The organism is Suttonella ornithocola (assembly GCF_001889065.1).
Taxonomy (GTDB): domain Bacteria; phylum Pseudomonadota; class Gammaproteobacteria; order Cardiobacteriales; family Cardiobacteriaceae; genus Suttonella_A; species Suttonella_A ornithocola.
The window spans coordinates 1-8,554 of the sequence record NZ_LWHB01000112.1 but is presented as its reverse complement, the minus strand read 5'-3'; the positions used below and the strand labels follow the sequence as shown (position 1 = coordinate 8,554).

The 8,554-nt window shown below is 41.0% G+C and carries 10 protein-coding genes; 9 read left to right on the top strand and 1 reads right to left on the bottom strand.

Annotation, left to right across the window (positions count from 1 at the left end):
- Positions 1–246: DUF4261 domain-containing protein (locus tag A5N85_RS08820; protein WP_143143234.1), on the top strand; the 246-nt coding region annotated here is incomplete at its 5' end.
- A gap of 16 nt (positions 247–262) precedes the next feature.
- Positions 263–733, top strand: a complete 471-nt coding sequence (locus A5N85_RS08815) for a peroxiredoxin (protein ID WP_072576895.1) — start codon at positions 263–265, stop codon at positions 731–733.
- 54 nt (positions 734–787) lie between these two features.
- Here the strand turns inward: A5N85_RS08815 and xth are convergent, their stop codons facing one another.
- Positions 788–1,552 carry an exodeoxyribonuclease III gene (gene xth / locus A5N85_RS08810; protein WP_072576894.1) on the bottom strand — a complete coding sequence of 255 codons (765 nt, stop codon included), beginning with the start codon at positions 1,550–1,552 and terminating at the stop codon, positions 788–790.
- A 93-nt stretch (positions 1,553–1,645) separates the two neighbouring features.
- On the opposite strand from xth, the gene A5N85_RS08805 reads away from it, so the two are divergent.
- Genes A5N85_RS08805 through ubiE form a run of 7 tightly spaced genes read left to right on the top strand, consistent with a single transcriptional unit; the run spans position 1,646 to position 8,516 of the window.
- Positions 1,646–2,380, top strand: a complete 735-nt coding sequence (locus A5N85_RS08805; protein WP_072576893.1) for a 16S rRNA (uracil(1498)-N(3))-methyltransferase — start codon at positions 1,646–1,648, stop codon at positions 2,378–2,380.
- On the top strand, positions 2,377–4,146 hold the full coding sequence (locus A5N85_RS08800) for a sensor histidine kinase (protein WP_084601720.1): 1,770 nt from the start codon (positions 2,377–2,379) through the stop codon (positions 4,144–4,146). Before A5N85_RS08805 ends, A5N85_RS08800 begins: the two co-directional genes overlap by 4 nt.
- A 1-nt stretch (position 4,147) precedes the next feature.
- Positions 4,148–5,758, top strand: coding sequence for a sigma-54-dependent transcriptional regulator (locus A5N85_RS08795; protein ID WP_072576892.1), 1,611 nt, complete (start codon positions 4,148–4,150; stop codon positions 5,756–5,758).
- Complete coding sequence (gene murB, locus A5N85_RS08790) at positions 5,758–6,747, top strand: UDP-N-acetylmuramate dehydrogenase (protein ID WP_072576891.1); 990 nt, start codon at positions 5,758–5,760, stop codon at positions 6,745–6,747. Before A5N85_RS08795 ends, murB begins: the two co-directional genes overlap by 1 nt.
- Positions 6,740–7,399 (top strand): HAD family hydrolase, encoded by a 660-nt coding sequence (locus tag A5N85_RS08785; protein ID WP_072576890.1) that lies wholly within the window; start codon positions 6,740–6,742, stop codon positions 7,397–7,399. The genes murB and A5N85_RS08785 overlap by 8 nt, the downstream gene beginning before the upstream one ends.
- The gene (locus tag A5N85_RS08780; RefSeq protein WP_072576889.1) at positions 7,396–7,752 is read left to right on the top strand and encodes a gamma-butyrobetaine hydroxylase family protein; all 357 of its coding nucleotides are present in this window, start codon (positions 7,396–7,398) and stop codon (positions 7,750–7,752) included. Before A5N85_RS08785 ends, A5N85_RS08780 begins: the two co-directional genes overlap by 4 nt.
- Complete coding sequence (ubiE, locus tag A5N85_RS08775; RefSeq protein WP_072576888.1) at positions 7,749–8,516, top strand: bifunctional demethylmenaquinone methyltransferase/2-methoxy-6-polyprenyl-1,4-benzoquinol methylase UbiE; 768 nt, start codon at positions 7,749–7,751, stop codon at positions 8,514–8,516. The genes A5N85_RS08780 and ubiE overlap by 4 nt, the downstream gene beginning before the upstream one ends.
- The last annotated feature ends 38 nt before the right edge of the window (positions 8,517–8,554 follow it).

The window sequence follows — 8,554 nt, the reverse complement described above, 5'->3', positions numbered from 1 at the left end:
GGGCGATATGGTTATACTTTTGGCTTAGAAAGTTTTGGTAAACGAGAGCTTGAAGTTTTGTCTTCTCAAGAGGACATATGGGAGATTTATCAAATGCTTTATAATATCTCTACCTATGTGATTACTCATGATGTAACTTTCCAAGAGGGCGAAACACTTGGTTATTCTGAAACGCAAAAATTAACGCTGACTTTTAGTAAAGGCGTTGCTTTGCCAGAATACGATACGATTAAAATTGATTTTTAGAGTTGAGGAGTTTGTGATGTCGGCAGTAGATTTTTCTCAAGCGACTTTTTCACCGCTACCGATGACAGGAGAGCAGCTTTTTACCCCAGCACAATTACAAGAGGGTTGGGTCGTTCTGTATTTTTATCCGCGCGATGCCACGCCTGCTTGCACAACTGAAGGATTGGATTTTAATGCGGCGGTAGAAGCATTTAGCGCTTTAGGGGTGAAAATTTATGGCGTATCTCGAGATACGCTTGCCTCTCATCAGCGTTTTAAAGAGAAGCAGGATTTTGCGTTTGACTTAGTTAGCGATACAGAGGAAGTGCTGTGTCAGCTTTTTGGGGTTATCAAGGAAAAGATGATGTATGGGCGCAAGGTGATGGGCATTGAGCGGAGTACCTTTATTTTGCATAATGGTATGGTGCAAAAGGCGTGGCGAAAGGTAAAGGTTAAAACGCACGTTGCGGAAGTATTGGAAGCAATTAAAGCCTTACAAGCAGAATAGCACTGAAAATAGGCTTGCTCAGATTAAATGTTATCTGAGCAAGCGAGATGTGTTTTAAACGGTTACCCATACAGGCGTATGGTCGCTTGGGCGCTCTCGTTTACGGGGTTCTATATCAATGCCAGCATCAGTAATTGTCAGCGCGGAAGAGGTTAAGGTAAGGTCTATTCGCAAGCCTAAATTGCGACGTAATCCACCCATGCGATAATCCCACCAAGAGAAATGTTGGGTATCAGGATGGATGTGGCGATAAGCATCCGTTAGTCCTAAATCTAATAGTGCTTGAAGCGCTGCGCGCTCTGGCGGTGAGCATAAAATTTTATCTCGCCAAGCCTCAGGGTCGTGGACGTCAATATCGGCAGGGGCAATATTAAAATCACCAATAATGACCAATTTGGAATGAATGGTGAGGGTTTGCTTAACGTATTGGATCAGCTTTTTTAACCATGCTAATTTATATTGGTATTTTTCATCGCCCACACTTTTACCATTGGGTACATATAGGTTTAGAACACGAATATCCCCATAGCTTGCTGCGATTGCTCGGGCTTGTGGGTCATCTTCATTGCCGGGGATACCAATTTGGATATCTTTAGGCTCAATTTTGCTAATGAGTGCAACACCATTATAGGTTTTTTGACCATGCGTAATGATATACCAACCCGCGGCTTCAAAAGCCTCGCGTTTGACGGCTTCGTCGGTTTGTTTGAGTTCTTGCAAACCTAAAATATCAGGTGTAGCTTCGCTTAGGTAATCTAAAACATGTGGTAGGCGGACGTTTAAGCTGTTCACATTCCAGCCTGCGATTTTGGTGCTCATCGGTAGTATCCGTTAAAATAACCCTTTTATTTAATCATTTTTGCGATAGTAATGACAATTTTCCGTCATGCTACTTTATGCTGAGGAGTTTGAATGCGTTTGGTTCGTTTTTTTCACAGTGTTGTGCCAACGGTTGGTGAGGAAGTGTTATTAGAGCCGAATGCTGCTCGTCAGGCGAGTAAGGTTTTGCGAATGCGCGAGGGAGATGCGGTAGAGTTGGTTTGCGGTGATGGGATAAATTATGTCGCAGAAATTGTGAATAATACGCGTCAAGAAACTTGGGTGCGTATAGATAAGGCAACGCCTTCTTTGGCAACGCCTAAAGCAGAAATCCGATTATATTTAGCCTTATTAAAAGGAGAAGCCATGGATTGGGCAATACAAAAGGCAGTGGAGTTAGGCGTGAGTGCCATTATTCCGCTAAATACGGCGCGCAGTGAACGGCGTTTAGATGCCCAACGATGGGAAAAACGCGCTCAACATTGGCAAGGGATTATGATTGCAGCAGCTCTGCAGTGTGGTAGAGCAGAGTGGCCACAATTATCTGAGCCAAAAGGCATTGATGCAGATATTTTACAACCTTCTTGTGAGCAAAATTGGCTATTTTCGCCGCATGATAGTGCTGAGCAGGGTAGTCTTATCAAGGCGCCAAGTAGTATTGCGGTAATGATTGGACCAGAGGGAGGGTTTACGCCAGCGGAAACACAAATAGCGATTCAAAGCGGTTGGCAGAGCAAAAGTTTTGGTACGCGTATTCTGCGCGCTGATACTGCCGCCGTTGCGGCATTGGTCTTAGCGCAATCAGCGGTTGGGGTAATGGTCTTATGAAGCGTACACGGCAACAACATATGGTTGCGCTTAATAATCCCATGCAAATGGGATTAGCTATTACCACAAGAAGCTTAGATTATCGTAAAAATATTTTGCAAACGGCGAACTTTGTTCGATTGCTTTTTTGTTTATTGGCTTTGATTTTTTCGCCTTGGTTGCTTGGTGTGACGGATAGCGCAAAGTTTTTGTGGTCAGCAAATTTCCCATTACGAGGGCATATTGTTGTCTTGGGCAGTTTTTATATTGTCGTTATGGCGTCTTTGACTTTGTATGCTTTAGATAAGCGATTGGATGATGGCTTTTTTCTTTTTAATGCACTGATTGATTTAGTCTTTGTTGTCGTTTTTATTTTGACCTTAGATTTTTTACATAATTGGCAGTTTTTAGGCATGTGCTTAATAATTAGCATTTTATTGTCATTATTGACGCTGAATGTTTTTCAATGCGCTATTTATACGATTTTTCTCTACGCAGAAGTGATGTTGATTTATAGCTTATGGCAAGCATACGGCGATTTAGAGTGGTCTAATTTATATACTCGAACAATGCATGAGCATTTTTCGAGCACTTTTCAAACGCTTTATTATTCTTTTTCAGTATTAGGAAATGCGGCTTTAATTTTTGCAGGCATGGCAGTTTTGGTCTTTTTGGTTGGATACTTAGCCAATAATGCAAGAGAAAATAAAATTTTAGCAGGGGTTAATCAGGCATTTTTCAATCAAAGTCGGTTGTTAAACGAGTCTATTATTGCTGAAATGCCTAATGGATTAGCAGTGGTTAATGGAAAGGGTGAAATCGTTGCGATTAACCGACAAATGCGTGAAATTTTCCGTTTACAAGAGGAAAGTGAAGTTCCGTTTCGATTATATGGATTGAGTGTAGAGTTGACACGAATGTTATCGCGTTGGCAAGATGTAGGAAATGAGGATTTGCAGCCTCTTTCTTTATTCGGAGAGATATATAGTGTGACTTTTACGCCTTTAGCTTTAGAAGGGTATGCGCCTTTAATTGTTGCGTCATTAGAGAATGTGCAAGTGAGTTATCAACGGGTTAGGGAAACGCGTTTAGCAGCATTAGGGCGTTTAACAGCCGGCATTGCGCATGAAATTCGTAATCCTTTAGGTTCTGTTCAAAGTGCAAATGAGCTGATTAGTGAACTCACAGATAATCAACAAATTCTCTATCTCACGCGTAAGATTATGAATAATTCAAAGCGGATGAATAATATTATTAGTGATATATTAGATATGTTTACTGACCGTCCTGCGAGTCCTGAAAAAATTATCTTAAATCCGTTCTTACAGCAGCTCGTGGTCAATGCTAAGGATAATGATGTATTAGAAAAAGTTCCCATTTTATTGAAAATAGACGAGAGTAAAGGGCTGGCAGTCAGTGTTGACCCAAGCCATTTAACTCAGGTTTTACATAATCTGATGTTAAATGCAGTCACGCATAGTGACCAAAATGAATTAAAAATTACTTTGGCAACGCATTTAGATGAAGGAAAGCGGAGCTTGTTTTTAGATGTCATAGATAATGGAAAAGGGGTAGAAGCAGGTGATTATGAACGGATTTTTGAACCGTTTTTTTCTAGTAGAAAAGGAACCGGCTTAGGCTTATATTTGGTACGTGAGATGTGTTTAGCAAATGGTGCCAGTATCAATTATGTTCCAAATCAGGGGGGGGCCTGTTTTCGAATTCGACTTGACCGTTATCTTAGTGGAAAAACAACAGTACCTGTAAATAGCATCAGGAAGGTGTGAAATGTCAACAGCGTTGATTATTGATGATGAACGTGATATTTGCGAGTTAATTGAAATGAGTCTTACTGGGCAAGACGTCCGTTGCGACAGTGTTTTTAGCGTCAAATCGGCGATAAAAATGCTGAAAGAGAAAAGCTATAATGTGATTTTTTGCGATATCAGATTGCCCGACGGAGATGGTCTAGATTTGCTCGCACATATGCAAAAGCATTATCCACAAACGCCTGTTTGTATGATAACTGCGCATGGTAATATGGATATGGCAATTCGTGCCTTAAAACTAGGAGCTTTTGATTTTATCAACAAGCCTTTTGAGCTTAAGCAATTGCGACAGGTATGTCGAAATGCCTTAAAGCTTAATGAAGAAAATGAGGCAAATAACAATCCTATCTCAGAAGCCAAAAACAATAGTAATAATACTTCCGTTTCTAAAACTACTGGTCGGCAAACGGTGTTAATTGGTAATGCGGCAGTAATGGAAAAAGTGCGGCAAATGATTGGGAAAGTAGCGCATTCTCAAGCGCCTGTTTTTATCCATGGAGAGTCGGGGACAGGGAAAGAGGTTGCAGCGCGCGCGATTCATGAGCAAAGTCGTCGTGCAAATGGTCCTTTTGTGGCGGTGAACTGTGGCGCTATTCCAGAAAATTTAGTTGAAAGTGAATTTTTTGGCTATAAAAAAGGGGCTTTTACGGGTGCAAATCAAGACACTGATGGTTTATTTGTGGCAGCCAATGGCGGCACCTTATTTTTAGATGAAGTGGCGGATTTGCCGTTGGCAATGCAGGTGAAATTATTACGTGCGATTCAAGAGCGAGCGGTTCGTCCTATTGGTGGTGATAAAGAGGAAATGGTAGATACGCGAATTATTTCAGCAACGCATCATGATTTAGCCGCAAAAGTAAAAGCGGGAGAGTTTAGAGAAGATTTGTTTTATCGCTTAAATGTCATTGGGTTAACCATGCCACCTTTGCGTGAGAGAGAGGGCGATATTGTGGTATTGGCTGAGTATTTATTAGCTAAGTTAGCACGAAATGCTGGCTATCCAGAGGCGCATTTAAGTCAAGAAGCTTTGCAAAAATTACAATCTTATCCTTTCCCCGGTAATGTTCGAGAGTTAGAGAATGTGTTAGAGCGGGCGTTAACTTTTATGGACGGGAATACGATTAAAGCTAACGATATTCATATTCAACAAGATTCCTTTTATAGAGATACTTTTCAAGTTGAAAAACAAGTTGAGGAAAAGCAGTTAAGTGCAGTGGCTACCACCAATGAGAAGAAAAGTTTTGATTTTTTTGACTTTGAGTTGGCAAGTAGCAATTTAGTTGCAACACAAGCACAACCTAAAAAGACTACAAAAAGCATCTCAAAAGAAACAGGGAAGAAAGAGAAGAAAGTGCTACAAGCTTCTTCTAGCATTGAAATGGCGATGCGTGAGCATGACCTTCCAGAAGAAGCACCTACAGATTTAGAGCAATATATGCAAGATATGGAAAGACAGTTACTAATCAAAGCGTTAGAAGACAATAATTATAATAAAACAAAAGCTGCTGAAGCACTTGGAATTAGCTTTCGTGCCATTCGATATAAACTGAAAAAATTAGGAATTGATTGATGCGAATTTTGCGCCATGTTCCTTTGGCACCTTATCATGCGTTAGCTGCAATAGAAACACAGGCTGATACTTTGGTCATGATTGAAGACGTGCAAGAGTTGTCAGAGATTTCGATAGAGGATCATATTCTTGGTGGAGGCAGTAATACCATTTTTGTGGGCGAGGTAAAAACACGCTTGGTTAAACCTGTTTTTCAAGGAATTACAGTTGAAAAAGAAACAGCTGAATACGTTATTGTGTCTGCTTTGGCAGGAACGCAATGGCATGATTTGGTTCGCTATACGGTTGCACAAGGATGGTATGGTTTAGAGAACTTGGCTTTAATTCCTGGAACCGTTGGTGCCGCACCGGTGCAAAATATTGGCGCTTATGGCGTGGAATGTGCGGATTGTTTATTATCAGTAGAAGTGTATGATCGTATTGAACATTGTTTTGAAACGTTACCGCGAGAAGCTTGCGGCTTTGCGTATCGGCAAAGTTATTTTAAGCAGCACTGGAAAAATCGTTATTTGATTACCGTCGTTCGCTTTATGCTGAAAAAGCAAGGAAAAGTGAATGCAGATTATCCTGGTTTGTCTGAAGATTTGAGTACACCTAAAGAGATGTTTGATGCCGTATGTGCGATTCGTACGCGGAAGTTACCTGATCCAAATGTGTTACCCAATGCGGGAAGTTTTTTTCATAATCCCATCGTCAATCAGTCGCATTTTCTTCTTTTACAGCAAAGTTATCCGAGTATTCCGTCTTTTGCCTCTGGCAATGAGCAAGTCAAAATTCCAGCCGCTTGGCTGATTGAGCAATGTGGCTTAAAAGGGGTAAGCAAAGGACAGGTTGGCATTTATGAAAACCATGCGTTGGTATTGGTTAATACGGGTGGTAGTGGTAAAGATATTTTGCAGTTTGCTGAGCTTGTTAAGCAAGCAGTTGCCGATAAATTTAACCTATCATTGCAAATTGAGCCAACGATTATAGGAGACATACATGAGTAGTATTGAAGCCATCGCATTTGACAAAGATGGCGTCATTTTTGATACAGAACAACTCTATAAGCGTTCTTTATATTTAGCCGCTGAGGCAGTAGGTATCGAACTTGAACCAGATGTTCATGAAAGAATGACGGGGCTAACGGCTTCAAAGTCTTTGCAAGTGATAGATGACATTCTAGCGGGGCGGATGAGTGGTCAGGAATTTACGGAAAAGCATTGGCATGTCAAACTAAAAGAACTATTGGATAATGAAGGCGTTGATTTTATTCCCGGTGCAGAAAGCTTGATTGAAACGCTTTATGAGCAAGGCTATCCTTTGGCGCTGGTGACCTCAGATGCACAGGAAAATATGTTGGCAGATTTTAACCGTACGCGCCCTGATTTATTAAAGTATTTTTCCGTCGTGATTAGCGTAGATGATGTGGTTAATCCTAAGCCACATCCAGAGCCGTATCAGCGAGCAGCGGTCTTATTGGGCGTTTTGCCTGAACAGTTATTGGTGGTTGAGGACAGTGATTTTGGTGCAACCGCAGCAGCCGAGGCAGGGGCAAAGGTCTTATTGTTATCACATGGAAGAATAGTACCACCGAATATTGCAGATAAGGTTCATCGGATTATTGATACGCATAGTGAAGTCTTACAGGAATTATCATGAGCGCTAAGGTGCCCGATACTTTACGGTTAAATGTAGAGCATAATCAGTTAACCATTTGTTATGGTGATAAATCATACGAATTGAGCGCAGAATATTTGCGCGTTTGCTCGCCATCAGCCGAAGTAAGAGCGCATGGCGGGGAATGGAATATTATTGGTGGAAAAAAATCGGTACGAATTGATTTAATCCGCCCAGTCGGACAATATGCAGTTCGCCTAGTTTTTTCAGACGGACATTTTAGCGGTATTTATAGCTGGGAAATTTTGGAAGATTTAATTCAAAATAAAAAAGCGTATTGGCAAAATTATCTTCAGCGCTTAGAAGCATTAGGAAAAACACGGGAGCAGGCATGAGTAAAACCACGCATTTTGGTTATCAGCAAGTAGATGAAACAGAAAAAGCAGAAAAAGTAGGAGCGGTATTCAACTCCGTTGCAAGCAAATATGACATCATGAATGATGTCATGAGCTTTGGTGTGCATCGACTTTGGAAAGATTGGTATGTGTGGCAATGCGCCCCTAAACCGGGTGAAACCGTTTTAGATTTGGCAGCTGGAACTGGGGATATTAGTGCGCGTCTTGCCCGTCAAATGTGTCGAAAAGGTGCTGGAGGCGATGTAGAAGGACGATTGATTGTTTCTGATATCAATGCTTCTATGTTAGCTCGTGGGCGTGAACGTCTCATTTCAAAAGGTTGGCTGCAAAATTTAGAATTTGTCTTAGCGGATGCTGAAAAATTACCATTTGCGGATAACAGCATTGATTTAATTACCATGGCTTTTGGTTTACGCAATGTTACCCACCAAGACCAAGCGTTGCGTGAAATGGTGCGCGTATTGAAACCAAGTGGACGAGTATTGATATTAGAATTCTCTCATCCAACTTCAACGACTTTTGGCAAGATTTATGATTGGTATTCTTTTAGCTTTTTACCACAAATGGGTAAATTAATTGCAAAAGATGCAGACAGTTATCAGTATTTAGCCGAATCTATTCGGATGATGCCTGATCAAATGGCATTACAGATGCTATTCGAAGAAGCTGGCTTGGTACGCTGCGAATATCAAAATTTAACGAATGGCGTGGTTGCTATTCATCAAGGTTTCAAACCCGAATAATGCTTATGATTGAACATTTTTTTAATGCAACGTTAATT

Bases quoted from the DNA above. Each gene is read 5' to 3' on its own strand.
- A5N85_RS08805 (WP_072576893.1), top strand. From the start codon at position 1,646: ATGCGTTTGGTTCGTTTTTTTCACAGTGTTGTGCCAACGGTTGGTGAG.
- A5N85_RS08815 (WP_072576895.1), top strand. From the start codon at position 263: ATGTCGGCAGTAGATTTTTCTCAAGCGACTTTTTCACCGCTACCGATG.
- xth (WP_072576894.1), bottom strand. From the start codon at position 1,552: ATGAGCACCAAAATCGCAGGCTGGAATGTGAACAGCTTAAACGTCCGC.
- ubiE (WP_072576888.1), top strand. From the start codon at position 7,749: ATGAGTAAAACCACGCATTTTGGTTATCAGCAAGTAGATGAAACAGAA.
- A5N85_RS08785 (WP_072576890.1), top strand. From the start codon at position 6,740: ATGAGTAGTATTGAAGCCATCGCATTTGACAAAGATGGCGTCATTTTT.
- A5N85_RS08780 (WP_072576889.1), top strand. From the start codon at position 7,396: ATGAGCGCTAAGGTGCCCGATACTTTACGGTTAAATGTAGAGCATAAT.
- A5N85_RS08795 (WP_072576892.1), top strand. From the start codon at position 4,148: ATGTCAACAGCGTTGATTATTGATGATGAACGTGATATTTGCGAGTTA.
- A5N85_RS08800 (WP_084601720.1), top strand. From the start codon at position 2,377: ATGAAGCGTACACGGCAACAACATATGGTTGCGCTTAATAATCCCATG.
- murB (WP_072576891.1), top strand. From the start codon at position 5,758: ATGCGAATTTTGCGCCATGTTCCTTTGGCACCTTATCATGCGTTAGCT.